Source organism: Variovorax sp. PBL-E5 (genome assembly GCF_901827185.1).
In the GTDB taxonomy this organism is placed as follows: domain Bacteria; phylum Pseudomonadota; class Gammaproteobacteria; order Burkholderiales; family Burkholderiaceae_C; genus Variovorax.
In genome coordinates, this window is record NZ_LR594671.1 from 4,830,001 (window position 1) to 4,852,012 (window position 22,012).

The window sequence follows — 22,012 nt, forward strand, 5'->3', positions numbered from 1 at the left end:
ATCCAGCGGAAAGATTGTCGCCGAGCTCACGGATGCCTCCAAGTCCTTCGGTGAGAAAGCCGTCATCCGGCGCTTCACCGGCACGATCCTGCGCGGCGACAAGGTCGGCCTGATCGGCCCCAACGGCGCGGGCAAGACCACGCTGCTGAAGCTGATCCTCGGCGAACTCGAGCCCGGCAGCGGCAAGATCCGCCGCGGCGCCAACCTGCAGGTCGCCTACTTCGACCAGATGCGCAACGCACTCGATCTCGATGCCACGCTGGAGGATTTCATCAGCCCCGGCAGCGAGTGGATCGAGATCGGCAGCCAGCGCAAGCACGTCAAGAGCTACCTCGCGGATTTCCTGTTCTCGCCGGCGCGCGCCAACTCGCCGGTGCGCTCGCTCAGCGGCGGCGAGCGCAATCGCCTGCTGCTTGCACGTCTCTTCGCTCGCCCCGCCAACGTGCTGGTGCTCGACGAACCGACCAACGACCTCGACATCGACACACTGGAATTGCTCGAAGACCTGCTGCAGAACTATGACGGCACGGTGTTCCTGGTGAGCCACGACCGCACCTTCCTCGACAACGTAGTGACGAGCACGATCGCCTTCGAAGGTGACGGCCATTGGCGCGAATACGAAGGTGGCGTGCAGGACTGGTTGCTCCAGTCGAAGCGCACGCGCGAGGTCGTCGCACAGCGCGCAGCCGCGGCGGCGCCCGCACCGGTGGCACAGCCACCCGCGGCCGAAACGCCCCAGCGCGCCGCGCCGCGCAAGAAGCTCAGCTACAAGGAACAGCGCGAACTCGAAACCTTGCCGCCACGCATCGCCGCGCTGGAAGAAGAGCAGAAACGCATCGCGGAGATCCTCGAACTCGACGGCGGCGCAATCTACGCCAACGACGCATCGCGCGCGGCCGAGCTCGGCGAACGCCATGCGCGGATCGACGACGAGCTGCTCGCCGCGCTCGAACGCTGGGAAGAACTCGGCTCGGCGCGCCAGGGTTAACGGCGCTCTTGTCCGACGCACCGTGCGCGTCCGGTGCGCTATACACGCGGCTGTCCACGCTCACCGACCACCGCATGCCCTTCTTTCCCGCTCTTGGGTCGTCCACTGCCGCGCTGCGCCGCTGGTGCCTCGCGCTGTCCATCGCTCTTCTCACGCCTGCGTGCGCGGAGCTGCCCAAGAACGTCGAACGGCCAGTGTCCCATGCACTCGCCGCACCGGCCGGCACGCCGCTCGCCCTGCTGGTGCAGCAGCGCCACGATGCCGCGGCGGCGCATTTCGATTCGGGCTTCGTTCTGCTGGCTGGTCCGCAAGCCGCCTATGGCAGCCGGCTCGCGCTGGTGGAAGGCGCCCGAAAAACGCTCGACCTCCAGTACTACTCGATCCATGCAGATGCCAGCACCGGGCGGCTTCTGGCCGCGGTGCGCGATGCAGCCGCGCGCGGCGTGCGTGTGCGGATCCTGCTCGATGATTTCCACAGCACCGGCCGCGACGCCTCGGTGATGCGCCTGGCCTTCGTGCCCAACATCGAGATGCGGATGTTCAACCCGCTCGCCGGCGCCCGCTCCTCGACGCTCGGCCGCCTCTTCAATTCGCTGGACGACGCATCGCGCATCCAGCAGCGCATGCACAACAAGCTCTTTCTTGCCGACAACGTGATGGGCGTGACCGGCGGGCGCAATCTCGGCGACGCCTATTTCGGCAATGCCGACTCGGGCAACTTCGTCGATCTCGATGTGCTGTCGGCCGGCCCGATCGTGCAGGATCTTTCGCGCAGCTTCGACGCCTACTGGAACAACGAGCGTGCCTACCCGGTTCAATCGCTCGTCACGCGCGAGGAGCTCGACAAGATCCGGGACAGCACGAAGGCGGCCGACGGCGCCACCCGTCAGGATCCGAGCGCCACGACGGCACAGCCACCAGACGCAGGCGGTGCCGGCCCCACACCCGAACAGCGCGCCCATGCCTGGGATGAGAAGCCGATGGACCTGAACACCGCGGACTTCGTCTGGGCGCCCGCCGTCGTGATGGCAGACAAGCCGGCCAAGATCCCGCCGGACCCGGCGAGCGCCGATGCCGGCGATGGCAAGGCGCCCGGCCTGACGGTGAGCCAGCAGGTCGACAAGCAGGCCGGCGCGCGAACCAGCCATTCGCTCGAAGCCGCGGCCGATACGGCTGCCGACGGCGAAACCGTGGTCGACGGCCTGCTGCAACTGATCGGCCAGGCGCGCCAGGATCTGCTGATCATCTCGCCCTACTTCGTTCCCGGGCCGGAAATCATGCAGGCCTTCACGGCGGCTCACGAACGCGGCGTGCGCATCCGCGTGCTGACGAATTCGCTGGCCTCCAACGACGCGCCTGTCGCGCATGTCGGCTATGCGCGCCATCGCGAAGCGCTGCTGGCGGCCGGCGTGGACCTGTACGAATTGCGCAGCGAGCAGACCGGCCTGCGCAGCGCCTTCGGCTCTTCGGGCTCGGACTTCAGCGGCAAGTCGCGCGCGATGCTGCACTCCAAGGCGCTGGTGATGGACGGCCGGCTGCTGGTGGTGGGCTCGATGAACCTCGATCTGCGATCGCAACTCCAGAACACCGAGGTCGCGCTGCTGATTCGCAGCAACCAGCTCTCCGGGATGGCATCCCATCAGATCGAGAACGTGCTGCGAGAAGGCGCGTGGCACGTCGAGCGCGTCGACGGCCGGCTGATCTGGCGTGCGCCGCAACACAGCGGCGTTCAGGACGCGACCACCGAACCCGACGCCAGCGCCGGCCTGCGCCTGCTGCTGAAACTGTTCGGACCGCTGGCGCCGGACTCGATGCTCTAGCGTCGCTCAGACCTGCGCCCTGATCCGCGCGAACACTTTCCAGAACGTCGCGTCCTGTGCCGTAGCGAAATTGATCCGCATCAGCGTGCTCGGTGGTCGCCGTGCGTGGAACAGGGAACCTGGCGCGAGCAGGTAGCCCTCGTCGAGCATGCGCTGCGTCAGCGCGTCGGTGTCGACGCCGGTGTCGACCCAACCGAACAGGCCGGCCGGCTCGGAAGCCAGCGTGCAGCCGGCCGCCAGCGCCAGCTTGACGGTGCGGCCGCGCGCACCGTCGAGCCGCAGGCGCACGCGCTCGGCATGCCGGCGCAGCTGCCCCTGGTCGATACACCACGCCAGCGCACGCTCGAACAGCGCGGGCGTGGTCAGGGTCGCGAGCAGCTTGGTCTCGAGCATGCGGCCGATCAATGCCGGTGAAGCCGCGAGAAAGCCGATGCGCCAGTTGGGCGCGAGGATCTTCGCGAAGCCGCTGACGTAGATCGTGCGCTGCAGCCCGTCGAGCACGCAGAGCCGGGTCGCGTACTCCGGTGCGAGATGGCTGTAGGTGTCGTCCTCGACGATATGGAAGTCATGCTTGTTCGCCAACTGCAGCACGCGGTGCGCGCTGCCGGGCGTGAGGCTGTAGCCGGTCGGGTTGTGCAGCACGCTCACGCTCACGAAGAGCTTGGGCCGGTGGCCTTCGCCCGCATTGCAGTAGCGCTCCATCACCTCCAGGTCGGGGCCGTCGGCGCGGCGCGGCACGGGCAGGATGCGCATGCCCAGCGCTTCGAGCCGCGCGAACTCCAGCGCCCAGCCCGGCTCCTCGACCATCACCGCGTCGCCGGCGCGCAGCAGACTGCGGCTCACGATATCGAGCGCATGCGTCGCGCCGATGGTGGTCACGATCTGCTCCGGCCCCACCGGCAGGCTGATGCTCGCGAGCTTGGCGGACAGGCTGCGCCGCAGGCTGCCGTCACCGCTCGGCTCGCCGTACTGCAGCGAGAACTCCTGCAGCGCCTTGGTGCCGGTGACGCGGCGCACGGCGGCGGGCATGAAGGTCGATTCGAGCCAATCGGGTGGGAATACGCCCATGCCCGGCTGCGGCTTGTCGCTCGGGCGATGGAACATGCCGCGGATCAGCGTGCTCGCATCGGCGGCGACGAGCGGCGTCGCTTGCGGCTGCGCCGAAGCATTCGCCGCCGGTTGAATCGTCCCCGGCGGCACGGCGACCGAATCGCGCACGAAGAAGCCACGTTGCCGGCGGGCTTCGACCAGCCCCTGCGCCAGCAACTGGTCGTAGGCCGCGACCACGGTGTGCGGGCTCACGCCCTGCTGCCGGGCACATTCGCGCACCGAGGGAAGCCGCGTGCCGGGTGCCATGAGGCGGGTGCGGATGCGCTCCGCGAAGCGGTCCGCCAATTGGGCCGTCAGCGACTGTGTCGAAGTCCGTGTCAGCATGTGCGTCTCGAGAGCTGTGTCGATGATCGGACCGCTACAGGCATAGAGCTTGTCCGTCAATCTGTATTGGTACTGTAATGGTCCTCAGTTTAAAGTGTGTCCCATGAACTGGCAACAATTCACTGCGCTGCTGGCCCCGACGGCCTGGTGGATGGCCAGCGCATGAAGCTCAAGGATGAAACCCTGGGCATGTGGCTCGGCGTGCTCGGCGTGGCCTTCTTCGCGGTCACCCTGCCGATGACGCGCCTGGCCACCGGTACGCAGGCCGCGCCGCAGCTGTCGCCGTGGTTCGTCACCCTCGGGCGAGCGGCGCTGGCGGGCGTGCTGTCGATGATCTTCCTCCTCGCGACGCGTGCGCCGATGCCCAAGCGCCACCAATGGAAGCCCCTCGGCATGGCGGTGCTCGGCAACGCGATCGGCTATCCGCTGCTGATCGGCTATGCGCTGCGCATGGTCAATGCCAGCCATGCGGCGGTGATCACCGCGCTGCTGCCGCTGGTCACCGCGGCCTGCGCGGCCTGGGTGCTGCACCAGCGCGCGCGGCTGGGCTTCTGGCTCTGTGCCATGGCGGGCAGCGTGCTCGTGATCGCGTTCTCGCTGCTGCGCGCCAACAGCCACGGCGGCGGCTTCGGCTTCGCCTGGGCCGACGCGCTGCTGGTGGCCGCGGTGTTCGCGGCATCGCTCGGCTACATCTACGGTGCGCAGATCACGCCGGCGCTGGGCGCCGAGCGCGTGATCTGCTGGATCTGCGTGATGGCGCTGCCCGTCACCCTGCCGGGCGCGCTGCTGCTGTGGCCGACGCAGCCGGTGGCCCCATCCGCCTGGATCGGGCTCGTCTACGTCGGCGTGTTCTCGATGTGGATCGCCTTCTTCGCCTGGTTTCGCGGCCTCGCGATGGGCGGCGCGCTGCGCGTGAGCCAGACCCAGCTGCTGCAGCCCTTCCTGACCATCCTCGCTGCGGTACCGTTGCTGGGCGAGCAGCTCGACATCGTGACACTGGGCTTCGCCGGTGCCGTGGTGGCCACGGTGATCGCCGGCAAGAAACTCTCGCAGCCCCGCGCACCGGCCCGCCTCGCCGGCGCGTCCTGACGGACATTCATTCAGACAACGACTCGCGCAACCAAGGAACAGACATGCAGTGGAAACTCGCCGCCCGCGCCGACAAGATGAACCCCTCGGTGATCCGGGAAATCCTCAAGGTCACCGAGCGGCCCGGCATCATCAGCCTCGCCGGCGGCCTGCCCTCGCCCAAGACCTTCCCGATCAGCGCCTTCGCCGAGGCCTGTGCCGAAGTGCTGCGCCACAACGGCGAGGCCGCGCTGCAATACGCCGCCAGCGAAGGCTATGGCCCGCTGCGCGAAGCGGTGGCCGAGATGCTGCCGTGGCCGGTGGATCCGGCCCAGGTGCTGATCACCACCGGCTCGCAGCAGGGCCTGGACCTGATCGCCAAGGTGCTGCTCGACCCGGGCAGCCGCGTGCTGGTCGAGACGCCGACCTACCTCGGCGCGCTGCAGGCCTTCGCGCCGATGGAACCCGAGCCTGTGAGCGTCGCCAGCGACGACGAGGGTGTGGTCGTCGACGACCTGGTGGCCAAGGCGCGCGGCACCTCGAGCGACGCTGCGCGCTTCGTCTACCTGTTGCCCAATTTCCAGAATCCGACCGGCCGCACGATGAGCGAGGCACGCCGCGCGGCGGTGTCGGCTGCGGCCGCCAAGGCCGGCTTGCCGATCGTGGAGGACAACCCCTACGGCGACCTCTGGTTCGACGAAGCGCCGCCGCTGCCGCTCACCGCGCGCAATCCCGAGGGCTGCATCTATCTCGGCTCGTTCTCGAAGGTGCTCGCACCGGGGCTGCGGCTCGGCTTCATGGTCGCGCCCAAGGCCATCTTCCCCAAGCTGCTGCAGGCCAAGCAGGCGGCCGATCTGCACAGCCCGATCTTCAACCAGCGCATGGTGTCGGAGGTCATGAAGGACGGCTTTCTGGATCGCCACGTGCCCACCATCCGCGCGCTCTACAAAGGGCAGCGCGACGCGATGCTGGCCGCGCTCACGCGCGAGATGAAGGGACTCGACGTCGCGTTCAACAAGCCGGCCGGCGGCATGTTCCTGTGGGTGCGGTTGCCCGAAGGCATGGACGCGGTCGCGCTGCTGCCCAAGGCGGTGGAACGCGGCGTCGCCTTCGTGCCGGGCGCGCCCTTCTATGCGGGAACGGGCGATCCGCGCACGCTGCGCCTGTCCTTCGTGACGGCGAGCGTCGGCGAGATCGACACTGCGATCGCGGCGCTGGCCGAGGCCGTGCGCGAACAGTTGGCGCACAACGCGGCCGCCGAGGTACATCGCCAGCTCGCGGCCAGTCCGACTTGAGGCGCGCCGGCCCGGGCACCGCGATGCACATCGCCGTAATCGACGGCGGTACGCTGTCGCTCTTCCCGCTCGCCTTGCGTCTCGAACCATCCGCCAAAGGAATCTGACCATGCTCAACATCTGGGGGCGCATCAGCTCCATCAACGTGCGCAAGGTGGTGTGGTGCGCGCAGGAACTCGGACTCGACTTCCAGCGCACGGAGGCCGGCGGCCGGTTCGGCGTGGTGCAGACGCCCGAATACCAGCGCCTCAATCCGAACGCGCTGGTGCCCGCCATCGACGACGGCGAAGGCGAGGGCCGCGTCACCCTCTGGGAATCGAACGTGATCGTGCGCTACCTCTGCGCGAAATATGCGGCCGGCCGGCTCTATCCGGAGCCGCTCGCGACGCGCTTCGATGCCGAGCGATGGATGGACTGGCAGCAGACCACGCTGAACCGGGCCAGCGGCACCGCGTTCCGGCAATGGGTGCGCACGCCGCCGGCGCAGCGCGACGCCGAAGCGATCGCGCAGTCCGTGAACGCCACCGAGCCCTTGTTCGCGCTGCTCGACGCGCACCTGGCCACACGCGCCTTCATGCTCGGCGACGACTTCACGATGGCCGACATCCCGCTCGGCTGCGAGGCCCATCGCTGGTTCGGGCTGCCGGCCACCGAATACACGCGGCCCTCGTGGCCGCACGTCGAACGCTGGTTCGCCGACCTGCGCAGCCGCGCCGGCGCACGCGGCGTGCTCGACCTCATCCTGGAATGAAAGCCATGACGACCCGTCCCTTCAAGCAGGTCGACGTATTTACATCGTCGCCCTATTTCGGCAACCCGCTCGCGGTGGTGCTCGACGGCAGCGGCCTCGACGACGCCGCGATGCAGCGCTTCGCCGAGTGGACGCATCTGTCCGAAACCACCTTCCTGCTGCCACCCACCCATGCCGAAGCCGACTACCGCGTGCGCATCTTCACGCCAGGCGGCGAGCTGCCCTTCGCCGGCCATCCGACGCTCGGCACTTGCCATGCCTGGCTGCAGGCCGGCGGCAAGCCCAGGGTCGCCGAGCGCATCGTCCAGCAATGCGCGGCGGGCCTGGTGGCGATCCGGCGCGAAGGCGAACGGCTGACCTTCGCCGCGCCGCCGATGCGCCGCAGCGCGCCGAGCCCGGCGATGCTGGCCAAGGTGGCCGCCGCGCTCGGCCTGAAGGCGCAGCAGATCATCGCGGCACAGATGCTCGACAACGGACCGGTGTGGCTGGGCCTGCTGCTGAGCGACGCGGACACGGTGCTCGCTCTCAAGCCCGACCATCGCACGCTGCGTGAGCTGGGCCAGAAAGTGGGCGTGGCCGGCATCCCCGCGGTGGAGGACGCGCAGCCGCTGATCGCGCGCTCGAACCGCGAGGCGCGCGCCTTCGCCCGGACGAACGAAACGCCGGCCGGCCTCGAAGTGCGCGCCTTCGCGGCGCCGATCGGCATCGAGGAAGACCCTGTGACGGGCAGCTTCAACGCCAGCCTCGCGCAATGGCTGATCGCCGAGGGCCAGCTGCCGGAATGCTATATCGCGGCACAAGGCCAGAGCCTGGGCCGTGCAGGCCGCGTGCACGTGATGCGCGACGCCGACGGCCAGGTCTGGGTCGGCGGCGATTCGGTCACCTGCATCGATGGCAGCGTGACGCTTTAGAGGGTGGCGCAATGACCGCGCGCATCGACCACCTCGTGATCGCCGCCCGCGAACTCGAAGAGGGTGCGCGCTGGTTCGAAGCCACCTTCGGCATCGCGCCGGGGCCGGGCGGCGCGCATCCGCTGATGGGCACGCACAACCGGCTGGCGAAGATCGCGACGGCGCAGTTTCCGGGCGCCTATCTCGAGATCATCGCGATCGATCCCAAGGCCGCGCGCCAACGGGCTGCGGGCACGCATCGCTGGTTCGATCTCGACGATGCGGCGCTGCAGGCCAGGCTGGCCCGCGGCGGACCGCGTCTGGTGCATTTCGTCGTGTCCGTGTCCAACGCCGCGGCCGCGGTGCATGCACTGGCCCATGAACGCATCGATCGCGGCCGTCTGCTGGAAGCTTCGCGCGACACGCCGGCCGGCCGGCTGTCGTGGCAGATCACCGTGCGCGACGACGGACAGCGGCTCTTCTACGGCGCGCTGCCGACCTTGATCCAGTGGGGTTCGGTGCACCCGACCGACAGCATGGCGGACTCGGGCGTGAGCTTGCGTTCGCTGACCCTGGCCCATCCGCGCGCGGACGACCTGCATGTCGCGATGCGTGCCATCGGCCTGGCCGGCATTCCCCTGACGGCCGGTCCACCCAACCTGCGCGCGGCGTTCGACACGCCGCGCGGCATCGTCACCCTCGACTCGCAAGGATCCTGAACATGCTGACCGCCAACGAACTCGCGTGGTTCGCGCTCGCCGCACTCGTGCTGGTGCTCACGCCGGGCCCGAACATGATCTATTGCGTCTCGCGCACGCTGTGCCAGGGCCGCAGTGCGGGACTGATCTCGCTGGCCGGCGTGGTGCTGGGTTTCCTGGTCCATCTGATGGCCGCGGCGCTGGGGCTGACCGCGCTGCTGCTGGCCGTGCCGCTCGCGTTCGACACCATCCGGCTGGCGGGCGCGGCCTACCTGCTGTGGCTCGCGTGGCAGGCCGTGAAGCCCGGCGGCACCGCGCCCTTCGAGGCCCGCCTGCTGCCGCACGACCGGCCCGCCAGGCTGTTCAGCATGGGCTTTCTCACCAACCTGCTGAATCCGAAGGTCGCGATGTTCTATCTCTCCTTCTTTCCGCAGTTCCTGCATCCCGATCGCGGCTCGGTGCTGCTGCAAAGCCTGGCGCTGGGCGCGGTGCAGATCGGCGTGAGCGGCGGCATCAACGCGCTGCTGGTGCTCGGCGCCGCGGGGCTGACGCGCTTTCTCTCGAAGAGCCAGGGCTGGTTGCGCGCGCAACGCTACCTGATGGGCAGCGTGCTGGCCGCGCTCGCGGTGCGGATCGCCGTCACGGATCGGAAGTAGCAAATGAGATTCACCCGCGAAGAGATCGAGGCGGCGCGCCGCACCATCCATGCCACGATGCCGCCGACGCCGCAGTACGCGTGGCCGCTGCTGGCGGAGCGCCTCGGCTGCACGGTATGGGTCAAGCACGAGAACCACACGCCGGCCGGCGCCTTCAAGCTGCGCGGCGGGCTGACCTATTTCGAAACCCTGGCGCGGGAGCATCCCGAAGTGCGCCACGTGATCAGCGCCACGCGCGGCAACCACGGCCAGTCGGTCGGCTTCGCCGCGCGGCGCCATGGCATCGCCGCGACCATCGTGGTGCCGCATGGCAATTCGGTCGAGAAGAACGCGGCGATGCGCGCGCTCGGCGTGACGCTGGTCGAGCATGGCGACGAATTCCAGACTGCGAGCGAGCATGCGGCGCTGCTGGCCGAACGCGACGGCCTGCATCGCGTGCCGTCCTTTCATCGAGAGCTGGTGCGCGGCGTCGCGACGGCGTATGTGGAGTTCTTCGAGGCCTTGGCCAGCACGCCGCCCGAGGTGCTGTTCGTGCCGATCGGGCTGGGCTCCGGCTTCGCCGGTGCCGCGGCCGCACGCGCGCATTGCGGCGTGTCGACGCGGCTGGTCGGTGTGGTCTCGGCCCATGCGACCGCCTACCGCGATTCGTTCCGCGCGCGCCAACCGGTGGATGCACCGGTCGGCACGCGGCTGGCCGACGGCATGGCCTGCCGGACGCCCGTGCCCGAGGCACTCGAGGTGATCCTTCGCGAAGCCGATGACGTGGTCGCCGTGACCGACGACGAGGTCGCGCTGGCGATGCGCGCGCTCTTCATGGACACCCACAACGTGGCCGAAGGTGCAGGCGCCGCCGCGCTGGCCGCCGCGATGCAGCAGCAGACGCGCTGGCACGGCAGAGCGGTCGGCGTCGCGCTGTCGGGTGGCAACGTCGACGCCTCGATGTTCGCCGGCGTGCTGGCTGAACGCTGAAGGCGCCGCGCCGCGCGGCGCCTTCAGCGTTCCTGCTACCAGCGCACGCGCAGGCCGATCGCGCCCTGCACCGAGGACCTCACCTTGGTGTCGCCGCCGGCACTGAAGGCCTTGCCGATTTCGCCGTAGATGCTCACCACCTTCGTCAGTGACAGGGTGGCGCCGGCCGCGAGTTCGGTCGAGGTGTAGCTGCCCGTGTTCGCGATCGCCGTGACGAAGCCGCCGTTGCTGAACTGCGTCGGATCGCCACCGCCCGTGCCGTGCACGAGGCCGATGCGGCCATAGGGCTGGAGACGTCCGGCGGAAGTGGCGAAATCGCCCTTCACGCGCACGCCGATGCCGGCCGTCCAGTCGCCCGCATGATCCTGCCGCACCAGGGCGCCCGAAATCGAGAGATCGTCGAGGCGGGCCCGGCGATAGCTCAATTGCGCTTCGGGCTCCACGCTCCAGTGGCTGCTGAGCGCGAAGGACTGTCCGACTTCGACCGAGGCAATCAGGCTGTTGCCCTTGCCCGAGGCAGCGAAACTGCCGAGTGGCCGGATGGTGTAGCGCTGCGAGCCGTATTGCAGCACGCTGTCGACATAAAAGCCGGTTGCGTTGGCGTAGGTGGCATAAGCACCGACGTAGCGTGCGCGCAGGTCGGTGTTGCCGACGGCGCGCCACAGGCCGCTGGCCGAACCGCTGACATCGACGTTGCCGTCGAGGCTGCCCACGTAGAGGCCGGCACGCCAGTCCCCGAGTGCGGACACATAGAGATCGGTGCCCGCCTGGACACCCGCGACGTTGCCCTGGGTGGACGGGCTCACCGTGCCGCCCTGGCGAATGTCGATGTCGGTGTAGACGGCCCGTGCCCAGGCACGGCGCTCGGTTGTGAGCGTCCCTGCGGCGGGGGTGAGGCTGGCGACGGCCTGGGCGCTGGCATCGTCATCGCCCAGGCGGCGATGCATGTTGCCGATCATCGCCAGATCGGCCTGGCGCATTTGCGCCGGCAAGGCGGACAGCATCGCGACTTCGGCGCGGTACGCGGTGACCTGCGCGGGCGCCGGTGCTGGCGTCGGGGCAGGTGCGGGTGCCGGCGGTGCGGGTGGCGCCGGGGGCGCCGGCGGCGCGGGAGGCGCGGGCGGTGCCGGAGGGGCCGGCGGTGGAGGAGGCGGTGGAGGCGGTGGAGGCGGCGGCGTCACACTCGAGCGCAGATACCAGTTCTCCCCGGCGCCACCGGCGTCGGCCGCGTACAGGCGGTACTCGAAGGCGCCCGCATCCACGTGGCCCGTCCCGCCCAGCGCAAAGGCATCCTTGGTCGTCTGTGCGGTGGTGGTGGCGCCGCCCTGCGCCGTGATCACCTCGATGCCGTTGCCGGTGGTCAGGCCGCCGAGGCCGCCGAGCTGGGTCACCTGCAGCGTCGTGTGGCCGGTTGCCGAACCGCCGTTGATCACCAGGCGGTCGGACGTGCCGATTGCATCGAGCGTCGCGCCGAGCACCAGCGTGCCGTTGTTGCCCACGTAGTTGCCGTTCACCGTCAGCGTCGTGCCAGGCACGGAGCCCACCAGAGAAACGGTGCCGGCATTGGACAGCGACGCCACCGTCTGGTTGAAGCCGGCCAGGTCGAGCGTGGCACCGGTGGCCACCGTGTGTGCCGAGGCGGCGCTGAAGGTGCCGGCCGCGCCCGCGCGCAGCGTGCCGGCATTCACGAAGGTGGCGCCCTGGTACGCGTTGGCGGCGGTGAGCACGGTGGTGCCGGTGCCGTTCTGCGCCAGCGTGCCGGTGCCGGTGATCTGGTTGGCGAGCGTGAAGGTGTCCGAGCGATCGATGGCCAGTGCGGCGTTGTCGACGATGGGGCCCAGGACGCTTCCCGAACTGTGGCCGTCGCCCAGTTGCAGGGTGCCGGCGCTGATGGTGGTGCCGCCGGTGTAGGTGTTGGTTCCGGTCAAAGTGAGCGTGCCGGTACCGACCTTCACCAGTGAGCCGCCGACATCGGTCACCGCGGTGTTGTAGAACCCGCCCAGCGAATCGAGGGTCGCCACCCCGGTGTCCGAGATCACGCCGCTGATCGTGTCGGTGTTGCCGAGGCCGCCGACCGTCAGAATCTTGGAGCCCAGCACGACATCGCCCGCGCCGGACAGCGAGCCGATCGATGCGTTGGACACGATGTTGTTGATGTAGACACGCCCTGCGGCGTTGTCGATCGTGGTGCCGCTGGTGTCGCTGGTGTCCGAGAGGTAGACGACGCCGTTGTTGTTGTGGATGGTCGATGAGCCGCCGCTGGCGGAGTCGTTGAACATCAGCCGGCCGCCGTTGCTCGTGATCTGCGCCGACCCGACCGTGCTGGTGTTGGCGAAGCCCACGAAGGATCCGGTGCCGTTGATCTGCACCGTCGCGCTCCCGGCACTGGCGGCGTTCGAGAACTGGACACCGCTGTTGGTGCCCAGTACGTTGCTGCTCGTCTGGACCGTGACGGCAAGAGCGCCGAGGCTGCCGCCGACCATGTCCAGCTCTGCATTGCCGAGCAACGTGACCGCGCCCGTGCCGAGAGAACCGGTGGTCGGTGTCTGCACCGTGGTACGGCCGGTCCCGCCGCCGATCAGGGTGCCGCCGCTGTAGCTGTTGGTCGCGTTGTCGAGGATGAAGCGCGCGGTCAGGGCGTTGTTCGTGCCTGAGTTGGTCAGCGACAGCGCGTCCCCGATGGAGCCGGTGATCTGGCCGCTGAAGGTGTTGTTGACGTGGTCGCCGGCATCGAGCGTGCCGCCGCCGGCGCCCAGATTGATCCCTTGCGTGAAGCTGGCGTTGTCCGCCTGCGTGATCAGCCTGGCGTTGTTCAGGAAATTCAGGCCGCCGGTGCCGAGATTGGCGGAGGACGAGGCGCCGAGCGCGCCTGCGCTGATCGTGGTGCCCCCTTGGTAGCCGTTGTTGCCGCTCAGGATGATGGTGCCGGCGCCGGTCTTGAGGACTGCGCCCGTTCCGTTGATGTCGCCGGTCTGGGTCGCCGTGCCGGTGCCGGTACTGTGCAATTCAGCATCCACGGGCGCGGTGACGGTGATCGGGCTGGTCCCCTGGCCTGGAGGGGCAGGAGGATCGTCATAGTTGAAGACCTGCGCCGCACTGGCCGCCGCCAGTGCGCTCAGGCCGGCGCCCACCAGCAAGGTGGCCATACCGGAACGCTTGCCACGCGCTACTGTGATCTCCGAAACCGCGACCCATGCGTTCAACGCGTGGTTCCATACGCTGCGATATGCCTTGTTCATTGCTCCTGCGTCCTCTTGGTGGAATTTGCCTCGTTGCGAATGTGTTGCATTCGAACGACTACGAAAGTACCTATTCTTACATATTGAGAACTTTATGACTCAATTGTTTACACTTCCGTTGCGTCAATGCAAGGTCACGACCGTGACCGAGTTCACGGACGATGCTGGGCAGAATCCTGCGCATGGGAATCCTCTACCTCGTGCGGCATGGGCAGGCCAGCTTCGGCGCCAGTGATTACGACAACCTGAGCGAGCTCGGCCATCGCCAGTCCCGCCGGCTGGGCGAATACTGGCGAGAGCGCGGCATGACTTTCGATGCCGTCATCACCGGCACCCTGAAGCGCCATCGGCAAACCTGGGAAGGGATCGCCGAAGGGCTGGGCCTGGCAGATCGCGAGGTATTGGGCTGGCCGGGCCTGAACGAATACGACGCCGAGGCGGTCATCGCGACCATTCATCCGGAGCAGCTGCCAAAGCCCGACTCACCGGAGAAGTACCGCCATCACTTCCGCCTGCTGCGCGAAGGCCTGGGCGCATGGATGCGCGGGAAGACCGCGCCGGCCGGCATGCCGAGCTACCTCGACTTCCTGGCCGGCGTGACGACCGCGCTGGATCACGTGCGCGGCAAGCACCATGGCGCCCGGGTGCTCGTGGTCTCGAGCGGCGGTCCGATCAGCACCGCGGTCGGCCATGTGCTCGGCACCAGCCCCGAAACCACGATCGAACTCAACCTGCGCATCCGCAACACCGCCATCACCGAATTCGCATTCACGCCCAAGCGCCACATGCTGGTGACCTACAACACGCTGCCGCACCTCGACGGGCCGGCCTACGAGGACTGGATCACCTACGCTTGAGGAGGCGGCGCCGGGCGGCTGCCCGCGTCGAGCCAATGCAGGTAGTCGGCCGAGCCGCAGGCGATAGGCACCTGCACGATCTCCGGTGTCTGATAGCTGTGGCGCTCGCGGATGAAGGCTTCGAGCGCGGCATAGCGCTCCCCGATGGTTTTGATCGAGAGCAGCCACTCGGGCTCGCGGTGCAGAACGCCTTGCCAGCGGTAGAAGCTGCGAACCCGCTGCACCTGGACGCAGGCCGCGAGCTGCGCCTCGACGATGGCCGCGGCCAGTGCCTCGGCCTCGTCCTCGGTGCCGGTAGTGGTCATCACGATGCAGGCCTGCGTTTCCATGGGTCGTCTCCGTTCCAGCGGCGAGCCTAGGCCTGCCAGACCCCGTAGCCGGCTTCGCGCAGCGCGATGCCGAGCTCGACTTCCATCTCGCGGGCCACTTCGTAGGGCATCGGGTTGTAGACCGCGTACAGCGCCGGCAGCAGGCGCAATCCGTGGTCGCGAACGAAGCTGTTGGCCTGGATGCCGGCCTTGTGCTTGTCGAAGCGCAGGTCGGGGTCCAGCCCGGTCATGCCGACGTACACGAAGGGCTTGCCGAGCCGCCAATCGGGATTGGCGCGCCGGAAGCGGGCGTTGTTCCAGACCTGGTCGTCGAGTTCGACCACATACACGTGGTGATGTGCCTTGGGCTTTCGGGCCATCGGTGCAGCAGCGTCATGGGCAGCGCGGTCGTGCCCGCGCGTGGTCAGCGGCGCTTGATCATGCCGTAGATGAAGAGCAGCACGATCGCACCGACCACCGAAGCGATGAAACCGGCGCCCTGCCCCGCCATGTACCAGCCCATCGCCTGCCCCACATAGGTGGCGATGAGCGAACCGGCGATGCCGATCAGCGTGGTCATGATGAAGCCGGCCGAATCGTCGCCGGGTTTGATCGCGCGAGCCACCAGGCCCGCCACGAAGCCGATCAGGATGGTCCAAATGATGCTCATACGGTTCCTTGAGGGATTGAATCGAAGACGCGCCGCAGGGGACTCGCCGTTTTCATGATAGCGGAGCCACTGCCGTCCGACGCACTGACGGGCGCATCGGCGAGCGGCCCTGCGGGGACCGGGCATTCGCGCGATGCCTGTCCAATCACGTCCTACATGGCATCCATCCCGCACGCGCTATACAGGGACCATGCTCGAAAAACTGCCCGGCGCGATCGGTCACGCACTGCACGACGTGCGTGCCGGGCTCGACGCGATCGTCTTCAACACTCTCGGTCTGCGCCAGGGCATGGGCTCGATCTCCGTGACCAGCCTGGCCTTTGCCGACCATGCGCCCCTGCCGCCACGCTACACCGCCGATGGCGAAGGCCTGTCGCCGCCGGTGCAATGGACCGGCGTGCCCTCGAATGCGGCCTCGCTGGTGCTGGTGGTCGAAGATGCCGACTCGCCGACGCCGCATCCGCTGGTGCACGCGATCGCGGTGGACTTGCCGGCCGGCGACGGCGCCTTGGCCGAGGCGGCGCTTGCCAGCACCGATACGCCGGGCACGGGCGTTCACACCGGACGCAATTCGTACCTCCAGGCTGCGTGGCTGCCGCCCGATCCGCCGCCGGGACATGGCGTGCATCGCTACGCCTTCCAGCTCTTCGCGCTCGACGCGGCACCGACGTTCTCGCAGGCGCCGGGCCGCGACGAGGTGTTCGATGCCCTGCGCGCGCACGCGCTTGCGAGCGGCTTGCTGATCGGCACCTGCGAGCGGCCCGATGGCTCGATCAAGATCGACGAAGCGGCACCCGTCGGCCCGGTGATTGCCGGCTGAGCACGGACAGCTCGCGGTGCCGGTTGCTCAGTCTTGCCTTGCGTTGTTCGCGGTGGCGAGCGGCAGCTGCGACACTTCCCGGAGCAACGCTGCGAGCTGGCGGCCAGCGGCATCGACCACTGCGCGGCCTTTTTCGGGCGTCGCCGCGGCAGCGTTGCCCGCAGCGCCTTCGATGTTGTAGTCCTCCATGGCCCAGCCGAGCTTCGCGCTCCTGCCATTGCCGAGGATCGCGTAGTCGGCCGCGCGCTGACGCGAGGTCGAACCGAAATCGCGCGCCTCGCCCATGACCACTTGCTCGGGCGCCAGCGCCAGCATCATCGAGGTCTCGATCTCGCCCGCATGGACGCCGAAGCGATGCTCGTCGGCGCTGAACTGCGCGCCGGCGTCGCCCAGGGGCAGGTTGAACCAACTGACGCTGTAGACGATGAGCCCGTGCGCCGCGCGCAGCTCGCGCGCGACGATGTCCATGGCACCGACGTGACCGCCATGCGCATTGAAGAACACCAGCTTGCGCACGCCGGTGCGCGCCACGCCGGCGCCGATCTCGCGCCAGAGCCGGATCAGCGTTTCGGCCGACAGCGTCAGGGTGCCCGGGAAACTCGCGTGTTCGGGGCTGAGGCCGATCTGCTGGGTCGGCAGGAAGAGCACCGGCACATCGGCGGGCAGCAGCGGCAACGCGGCCGCGACGATGCCGTCCACCAGCGTCGAATCCACGCCGAGCGGCAGATGCGGCCCGTGCTGCTCGGTCGCACCCAGCGGCAGCACCGCCACGGTCGTGGCCGGATCGAGCGCGCCAAAATCGCGCGTCGTGAGGCGAGACCAGAAACGGCTGGCAGGTGCGGACATCCAGCGATCTTCTCAGAAAGCGCGCACCAGCAACACGAGGCCCGACACGATCGCGAAGACCTGGACGAAGACCCGCAGAAATCCCCCGTTGACGCGGCGATGGACCATGCGGCTGAGCACGGCGCCCACCACCAGCGCCGGCAGCAGGCTCGTCGCGGCGGAAAGCTGCGACGCGCTGATGCGCCCCGCCACCATCAGCGTGACCAGCGACACCAGCTCGCCCACGAGAAAGCACAGCGCGACGGTCGAGCGCATGGTGGGCGCGGCCTGATGCTGATACACCAGCGCCAGCGGCGGACCGCCGATGCCGGTCGCCGTCTCGGTGACGCCGGTGACCAGCCCGGCCGCGATGAAGGCCGGCCGGCCCGGCGAGAAGGCCGGCATCACCAGCGTGACGAGCGCGGCGGCGATCGTCGAGGCGCCGACGAACAGCGACAGGTGGCTGGCACTCAGCGCCGCCAGCACCCAGAGGCCGCCCGCGGTGCCCAGGATGCGCCCGCCCGTGATCCAGCCCGCGCCGACGCGGTCGACCGCCGTGCGCTCGCGCCACACCACGTACAGATTGAGCGGCAGCATCAGCACCAGCACGCAGACCGGCAGCAAGGCCGGCTGCAGGATGCCGACCACCGGCGCGGCGATCAGCGCGAAGCCGACGCCGGTCGAGCCCTGGACGAAGGCCGCGAAGAAAACGACGAGGGAGATGAGGAGAAGATGATCGAGGCTCACTGTGGCGTCCGGCTGTTGGCGGCGGAAAGAAGGCGGTGTTCGGCCGCGGGCGGATGCAGGCGCTGGATGGGCGCGCGGGCGATCGCCTCGTGCGCGATCCGCGATACCTGCCGCTGAAGGGTCCGGGCGTCCCAATCCGGCGGCCATCCCTGCCACAGGCGCAGGCGCCCGGCGACGAAGACGGCGGTGATCTGGTCCCGGTTGCCCAGGCGCACCAGGTCCCAGGTCAGATCGACCGAGGTGCACATCTCGGGCGTGTCGATGTCGACGATCAGGAAGTCGGCCTCCTTGCCGACCGCGATCTCGCCGATCCGGTGGCCGAGGCCGATGGCTTTCGCGCCCGCGTGGGTCGCATGGTCGAACCACGTCCAGCCGCCGCCGCAGGAGGCGTCGCCGATGCCGAGGCCGAAGGCAAGCTTCTGCGCTGCCTCGGCCGCATCCATCAGACGGAAGCCGTCGCTGCGGGTCGCATCGGTGCCCAGCCCGAATCGGATGCCGAGCGCGGCCATCATCTGCGCCGGTGCCACCGCATTGCCCTTCCACTGGCTGGCCACCGGGTTGTAGCTCACGGCGGTGTCGGTCTGCCGCAGCAGGTTCAGTTCCGGCGGCGTGACCAGGGTGCCGTGCGCGATCAGCACCTGCGGGCCGAGCGCGCCCAGATGCGCCAGCAGTTCGAGCGGCCGCATGCCGCGCTGCACGACCGAGCGCTCGACCGAGGCCAGGTGCTCGTTGACGTGGGTCTGGAAGATCGTGCGCGCGTCGGCGCAGAGCTTCGACACGGCGACCAGCATCTCGTCCGAGGCCGCCTCGGGCACCGAGATCGCAAGCGAGGGGTGTACCAGCGGATCGTCCGACCATTGCTGCAGGAAGCGCTCCGCCTGCGCCTTCAGCGCCGCGCGCTCGGCGGCGCTGCTGTCGTTGCCGCCGTCGTTGCAGATCAGGCCCAGCACGCAGCGCAGTCCGGCCTCGCGCGTGGCGGCGGCGACGGCGCCGATGTCGCCCTTGGCGCGCGTGCCCGCATCGCAGACGGTGGTGAAGCCGCCGCGCAGCGACTCCAGCGCCGCAAGCTTGGAAACCAGAAAGACGAACTCGTCATCCAGGCTCGACTCGAGCGGAACCCAGACGCGGCGGAAGATCTCGGACGGCTCGCCATAGGCCAGCGACTTGCCGAAGGACTGCGTGAGATGGTGGTGCGCATCGATCATCCCCGGCATCAGCAGCTTGCCGGGCAGGCGCACGGGCACGAGCCGCGGATAGCGCGCTGCGAGCACCTCGGCAGGCCCGAGGTCGCGGAACTTGTGGCCCGAGACCAGCACGGCATGGTCGGTCACCGGACCGTCGCGCAGCATCAGGTGGTCAGGGACGAGCAGCAGCTCGTCGGCCGCGAGTTGCGCGACATCGAGTTCAGGGAACATGGCGTTCGGAAGGGTGGTCATTGCGAAGCAGGCGCCGTCTCGTTCACGGCCGCCTCGGTGCGCGCAGCGGAGAAATGATGAAAGACGATGTTCAGCACGATGGCCGTGAGCGAGCCCATCGCGAGGCCGTTGCCGAGCACCAGCTGCAGCGTATCCGGGAACTTGCTGTACAGCCCCGGCACCAGGATCGGCAGCAGACCCATCGTCAAGGCCCCCGCGAGCACGAACATGTTGCCGCGCTCGTGCAGGTCGACCTTGCGCAGCATGTCGATGCCCATGGTGCCGATGATCGCGAAGACCACCATCGCCGTGCCACCGACCACCGCCGACGGAATGGCGTTGAACAGCCGCCCGAGCGGTGCCGACAGTGCGACCAGGATGAGGATCGCTCCGGCCGTCGCCGTCACATAGCGCGAGCGCACGTTGGTGGCCCGCACGATGCCGATGTTCTCGCCGCTGGTGATGATCATCGAGGTGCCGAAGAAGCCACCGATGAGCGACATCAGCGCATCGCCGCGGATGGTGCGCGGCACCACGTCGCGCGGGTCGATCGGCCGGCCCACGACTTCGGCCACGGCCACGGTCTGGCCGGTGGCCTCGACCATCGAGATGACGCTGAAGATCAGGAGCGGCACGGCCGCGACCACGTCGAAATGCGGCATGCCGAAGGGCAGCAGCGTTGGCGCGCTCCAGACCGGTCCGGCTGCGACGCCGCTGAAGTCCATCATGCCGAACAGCGCGGCGACGATCGAGCCCGCGAGCAGGCCCAGCAGCACGGCAAGCTGGCCCAGCATGCCCTTGAAGAGGCGCGCGAACACCACCGTGAAACCGATGGTCGCGAGCGCGAGCCCGATGTTCGCCGGGTCCGCGAAGCCGGGCGTCCCGGCCCGGCCCGCGATGATGCCGCCGTACACCTTCACCAGGTTGATCGAGACCAGCAGCAGCAGCGTGCCGATGACGATCTTCGGAAAGTACTTCAGGCAGCGCGAGAACACCGGCAGTACCACGAAGTAGAACAAGGCCGTGAGGATGACCGCGCCCGAGGCAGTCTGCAGATCCCGCTGCTGCGCGATGGTCAAAAACATCACGATCGGCGCGCCGCCCGGCACCATCACGAAGGGCAGCCGGGCACCGAACTTCCAGGGACCGAAGGACTGCAGCAGCGTGCCCACGCCGCACAGCAGAAAGGTCGCGCTGATCAGGTTCACCGTCAGCGCCTGCGACAGGCCCAGTGCCTTGGCCACCAGGAAGACGGAGGTGATGGGCACGGCCGCCATCACCAGCACATGCTGCAAGCCGAACACGAGCAATTGCCCCAGGGGCAGCACGGCGTCGACGGCAGGCGTATCGGATACACGGGACATGATCGATTCCTTTGATCGGACTGGCACCCAAATCGATTTGGGCAGGTTGGCAAAAAAACCGCCGGAAGGCGGGTGGAGTACATTTCAGGGCATTTCCCAAAACGATTTGGGGATTGAATCACCGCTTTGGAAAAAGTCAACAGCATGAATCCCGATACGACGCGGCGGGTGACCATCAAGGACGTCGCCCGGGAAGCGGGGGTGTCGCCGACCACGGTGTCGCACGCACTGAACGCGCGCGGCCAGGTCGATGCGCGCACCCGGGCGCGGGTCGAGAAGGCAGCGCTCAAGCTGGGCTACCGGCCGAACCGCCATGCCCAGCGGCTGCGCACCGGCGAAGCGCACATGATCGTTCTGCTGTCGTCGATGCCTTTCGCGGTGGCCGGCGGCCCGTCGCGCCTGGGCTTCCTGATGGAGATCGCGGCGGTCGCGGCCAGCGCGGCGCTCGATCGCAGTCTGGCCCTGGTGCTGGCACCGCCGATGGAAAGCGGACAGGTTCCGCTGGAACTTCTGGACGTGGACGGCGCGCTGGTCATCGAGCCCTCGGCCGGCGATCCCAACATGGAGTACCTCAAGCGCCGGGGCTTGCCGGTGGTGGCGATCGGAAAGCCCGGCGGCGCCCGCAGCGCGGTGCCCTACGTCGACATCCATTCCGCGCAGACCACGCGGCTGCTGCTCGATCATCTCTACGCGCAGGGGGCCCGCAAGGTCGCGATGATCCTGGGCTCCGCGCAGCGCAATTCCTATCTGGAGGCGCAGGCGGCCTACCGGGAGGTCGTCACCGCGCGAAGGCAGCCGTTCCTGCTGTCGCTGGCCGACGAAGTCCGCGGCGAGGACGGTGGCCGCGAAGCGGCGCGTGCGCTGCTGGCGGCGCATCCCGACATCGACGCCTTGTGCGTGCCGGTCGACGCCTTCGCGGCCGGCGCGGTGAAGGCGATCGCCGAATCGGGCCGACGCATTCCACAGGACGTGATGGTCGCGACGCGCTACGACGGTGTTCGCGCGCGCACCTGCAATCCGCCGCTCACGGCCGTGGATCTGCACCTGGAGCAGGTCGCCCACGAAGCCATCGATCTGCTGTTCGACCACCTGCGAGGCGACCTGAGCCGCCGAGCGGTGGCCGGGCCGGCCGCCGACCTCGTGGCACGCGAATCGTCCGCGCGCAAAAGCACGGGCGGCTGAGCGGGCCAGGCGCGGC

22 protein-coding genes (1 of these 22 cut by a window edge) are annotated in these 22,012 nt (G+C 68.6%); 13 read left to right on the plus strand and 9 right to left on the minus strand.

The features are described 5' to 3' along the window. Together WDLP6_RS23600 and WDLP6_RS23605 are read left to right on the plus strand one after the other, a co-directional pair. Positions 1 to 988: the 3' portion of an ATP-binding cassette domain-containing protein gene (locus WDLP6_RS23600; RefSeq protein ID WP_162594303.1), read on the plus strand. 908 nt of this gene lie to the left of the window's left edge; the window shows 988 of its 1,896 coding nt (coding positions 909–1,896); its start codon lies beyond the left edge, outside the window; its stop codon occupies positions 986 to 988. Between the two features lie 74 nt (positions 989 to 1,062). Further along, the gene (locus tag WDLP6_RS23605) at positions 1,063 to 2,808 is read left to right on the plus strand and encodes a phospholipase D family protein (protein WP_162594304.1); all 1,746 of its coding nucleotides are present in this window, start codon (positions 1,063 to 1,065) and stop codon (positions 2,806 to 2,808) included. A 6-nt stretch (positions 2,809 to 2,814) separates the two neighbouring features. Here the strand turns inward: WDLP6_RS23605 and WDLP6_RS23610 are convergent, their stop codons facing one another. Beyond that, the gene (locus WDLP6_RS23610) at positions 2,815 to 4,242 is read right to left on the minus strand and encodes an aminotransferase-like domain-containing protein (protein ID WP_162594305.1); all 1,428 of its coding nucleotides are present in this window, start codon (positions 4,240 to 4,242) and stop codon (positions 2,815 to 2,817) included. 162 nt (positions 4,243 to 4,404) lie between these two features. On the opposite strand from WDLP6_RS23610, the gene WDLP6_RS23615 reads away from it, so the two are divergent. From WDLP6_RS23615 to WDLP6_RS23645, 7 genes are all read left to right on the plus strand, one after another. Further along, positions 4,405 to 5,331, plus strand: a complete 927-nt coding sequence (locus tag WDLP6_RS23615) for a DMT family transporter (protein WP_162594306.1) — start codon at positions 4,405 to 4,407, stop codon at positions 5,329 to 5,331. A 44-nt stretch (positions 5,332 to 5,375) separates the two neighbouring features. Next, positions 5,376 to 6,605, plus strand: coding sequence for an aminotransferase-like domain-containing protein (locus WDLP6_RS23620; RefSeq protein WP_162594307.1), 1,230 nt, complete (start codon positions 5,376 to 5,378; stop codon positions 6,603 to 6,605). Between the two features lie 109 nt (positions 6,606 to 6,714). After that, on the plus strand, positions 6,715 to 7,356 hold the full coding sequence (locus WDLP6_RS23625; RefSeq protein ID WP_162594308.1) for a glutathione S-transferase: 642 nt from the start codon (positions 6,715 to 6,717) through the stop codon (positions 7,354 to 7,356). 5 nt (positions 7,357 to 7,361) lie between these two features. Next, positions 7,362 to 8,267 (plus strand): PhzF family phenazine biosynthesis protein, encoded by a 906-nt coding sequence (locus WDLP6_RS23630; RefSeq protein WP_174259895.1) that lies wholly within the window; start codon positions 7,362 to 7,364, stop codon positions 8,265 to 8,267. Positions 8,268 to 8,278: 11 nt separating this feature from the next. Then, complete coding sequence (locus tag WDLP6_RS23635) at positions 8,279 to 8,965, plus strand: VOC family protein (RefSeq protein WP_162594310.1); 687 nt, start codon at positions 8,279 to 8,281, stop codon at positions 8,963 to 8,965. Positions 8,966 to 8,967: 2 nt separating this feature from the next. Then, the gene (locus WDLP6_RS23640) at positions 8,968 to 9,600 is read left to right on the plus strand and encodes a LysE family translocator (protein ID WP_162594311.1); all 633 of its coding nucleotides are present in this window, start codon (positions 8,968 to 8,970) and stop codon (positions 9,598 to 9,600) included. A gap of 3 nt (positions 9,601 to 9,603) precedes the next feature. After that, positions 9,604 to 10,569: a threonine dehydratase gene (locus WDLP6_RS23645; protein ID WP_162594312.1), complete on the plus strand. Its 966-nt coding sequence runs from the start codon at positions 9,604 to 9,606 to the stop codon at positions 10,567 to 10,569. Positions 10,570 to 10,604: 35 nt separating this feature from the next. Here the strand turns inward: WDLP6_RS23645 and WDLP6_RS23650 are convergent, their stop codons facing one another. Beyond that, positions 10,605 to 13,808: an autotransporter outer membrane beta-barrel domain-containing protein gene (locus WDLP6_RS23650; protein ID WP_162594313.1), complete on the minus strand. Its 3,204-nt coding sequence runs from the start codon at positions 13,806 to 13,808 to the stop codon at positions 10,605 to 10,607. A 182-nt stretch (positions 13,809 to 13,990) separates the two neighbouring features. Here WDLP6_RS23650 and WDLP6_RS23655 point away from each other — a divergent pair, with 182 nt between their 5' ends. After that, positions 13,991 to 14,665 (plus strand): histidine phosphatase family protein, encoded by a 675-nt coding sequence (locus WDLP6_RS23655; RefSeq protein WP_162595228.1) that lies wholly within the window; start codon positions 13,991 to 13,993, stop codon positions 14,663 to 14,665. Here the strand turns inward: WDLP6_RS23655 and cutA are convergent. From cutA to WDLP6_RS23670, 3 genes are read right to left on the minus strand one after another with little or no spacing between them, the layout of a single operon-like run. Next, positions 14,656 to 14,994 carry a divalent-cation tolerance protein CutA gene (gene cutA / locus WDLP6_RS23660; RefSeq protein ID WP_162594314.1) on the minus strand — a complete coding sequence of 113 codons (339 nt, stop codon included), beginning with the start codon at positions 14,992 to 14,994 and terminating at the stop codon, positions 14,656 to 14,658. The genes WDLP6_RS23655 and cutA overlap by 10 nt on opposite strands. 26 nt (positions 14,995 to 15,020) lie before the next feature. Beyond that, positions 15,021 to 15,353, minus strand: coding sequence for a hypothetical protein (locus tag WDLP6_RS23665; RefSeq protein ID WP_162569536.1), 333 nt, complete (start codon positions 15,351 to 15,353; stop codon positions 15,021 to 15,023). Positions 15,354 to 15,397: 44 nt separating this feature from the next. After that, on the minus strand, positions 15,398 to 15,643 hold the full coding sequence (locus WDLP6_RS23670; RefSeq protein WP_162569537.1) for a GlsB/YeaQ/YmgE family stress response membrane protein: 246 nt from the start codon (positions 15,641 to 15,643) through the stop codon (positions 15,398 to 15,400). A 190-nt stretch (positions 15,644 to 15,833) separates the two neighbouring features. Between WDLP6_RS23670 and WDLP6_RS23675 the strand changes: the two genes are divergently transcribed. Continuing rightward, the gene (locus WDLP6_RS23675; RefSeq protein ID WP_162594315.1) at positions 15,834 to 16,463 is read left to right on the plus strand and encodes a YbhB/YbcL family Raf kinase inhibitor-like protein; all 630 of its coding nucleotides are present in this window, start codon (positions 15,834 to 15,836) and stop codon (positions 16,461 to 16,463) included. 27 nt (positions 16,464 to 16,490) lie between these two features. Here WDLP6_RS23675 and WDLP6_RS23680 read toward each other — a convergent pair whose 3' ends face one another. The 4 genes from WDLP6_RS23680 to WDLP6_RS23695 are packed head-to-tail and all read right to left on the minus strand — an operon-like array spanning position 16,491 to position 20,814. Beyond that, positions 16,491 to 17,309 carry a creatininase family protein gene (locus tag WDLP6_RS23680; RefSeq protein WP_162594316.1) on the minus strand — a complete coding sequence of 273 codons (819 nt, stop codon included), beginning with the start codon at positions 17,307 to 17,309 and terminating at the stop codon, positions 16,491 to 16,493. Positions 17,310 to 17,321: 12 nt separating this feature from the next. Then, positions 17,322 to 18,035: a sulfite exporter TauE/SafE family protein gene (locus tag WDLP6_RS23685; RefSeq protein WP_162569540.1), complete on the minus strand. Its 714-nt coding sequence runs from the start codon at positions 18,033 to 18,035 to the stop codon at positions 17,322 to 17,324. Further along, complete coding sequence (locus WDLP6_RS23690; RefSeq protein WP_197910195.1) at positions 18,032 to 19,471, minus strand: amidohydrolase family protein; 1,440 nt, start codon at positions 19,469 to 19,471, stop codon at positions 18,032 to 18,034. The genes WDLP6_RS23685 and WDLP6_RS23690 overlap by 4 nt, the downstream gene beginning before the upstream one ends. Then, positions 19,468 to 20,814 (minus strand): uracil-xanthine permease family protein, encoded by a 1,347-nt coding sequence (locus tag WDLP6_RS23695; RefSeq protein WP_162594317.1) that lies wholly within the window; start codon positions 20,812 to 20,814, stop codon positions 19,468 to 19,470. The genes WDLP6_RS23690 and WDLP6_RS23695 overlap by 4 nt, the downstream gene beginning before the upstream one ends. Here WDLP6_RS23695 and WDLP6_RS23700 point away from each other — a divergent pair. Both WDLP6_RS23700 and WDLP6_RS23705 read left to right on the plus strand, forming a co-directional pair. Continuing rightward, on the plus strand, positions 20,813 to 20,962 hold the full coding sequence (locus tag WDLP6_RS23700) for a hypothetical protein (protein ID WP_162594318.1): 150 nt from the start codon (positions 20,813 to 20,815) through the stop codon (positions 20,960 to 20,962). The two genes, WDLP6_RS23695 and WDLP6_RS23700, sit on opposite strands and share 2 nt — an antisense overlap. Then, the gene (locus WDLP6_RS23705; RefSeq protein ID WP_162594319.1) at positions 20,959 to 21,996 is read left to right on the plus strand and encodes a LacI family DNA-binding transcriptional regulator; all 1,038 of its coding nucleotides are present in this window, start codon (positions 20,959 to 20,961) and stop codon (positions 21,994 to 21,996) included. Before WDLP6_RS23700 ends, WDLP6_RS23705 begins: the two co-directional genes overlap by 4 nt. Positions 21,997 to 22,012 lie beyond the last annotated feature (16 nt).